This window comes from Vibrio sp. 970, assembly GCF_033339075.1.
The window spans coordinates 1-833 of the sequence record NZ_JAWOTW010000181.1 but is presented as its reverse complement, the minus strand read 5'-3'; the positions used below and the strand labels follow the sequence as shown (position 1 = coordinate 833).

The 833-nt window shown below is 45.3% G+C and carries 1 protein-coding gene; it reads left to right on the top strand.

All coding sequences use genetic code 11. From position 1 onward, the window contains the following. On the top strand, positions 1–833 hold an 833-nt coding region (locus R7Q11_RS25550; RefSeq protein ID WP_263857195.1), incomplete at both ends, for a histidine kinase dimerization/phospho-acceptor domain-containing protein.

Genomic DNA, 833 nt, shown 5'->3' with positions numbered 1-833 from the left:
TTGTCACTTGGGGACGAGAAACCAAAGTATGTGCGTTTTGATATTCGTCCTTTCGCGCATGGTGCTGAATACAAACTGATCATGACCATTACGGATGTCACTCATCAAGAAATGACCACGCGTACCTTGGAAAGTCGAGTGTTAGAAAAAACGCAACATTTACTACTGAAAAACCAGCAGTTAGAAAACGAAATCGAAGAGCGCATTCGCACCGAAGACAATCTTAAAAAGACGCAAGATGAGTTGATTCAAGCTGCAAAAATGGCGGTTGTAGGGCAAACCATGACCAGTTTAGCGCATGAGCTTAATCAGCCATTAAACGCAATGTCGACGTATTTATACAGCGCGAGAATGTTCCTCGAACAGGAATCTCCAGAAAAGGTTGGTGAATCCATTACCCACATCGAAGGTTTGGCGACTCGGATGAGTAAGATCATCAACAGTTTGCGCCAATTCGCTCGCAAGCCAGAAGGTGAAAGAGAAGTGAAGTCTGTAAGTGTTCATGAGGTGGCGGAGCAAGCATCCACCATTGTAAACACGCGAGCGAAGCGTCAACAGATCATCATAGAAAACCAGTTACCTGATGATGTAAAAGTGCAAGGCGATATGTTGGCGCTAGAACAGGTCTTCATTAACGTCTTAGTAAACAGTTGTGATGCGTTGATGGAAAGCACAAGGGACGAACAAAAACGGATTCAAATGGCGCTGGTGGAACGAACCAGCCAAACCACACTGATTGCGATCAGTGACAACGGCATTGGGTTTGGTGAAGAGATTGTGCAGCGGATTTTTCAGCCTTTTGTGTCGACAAAAGAAGTTGGCTTAGGGCTGGG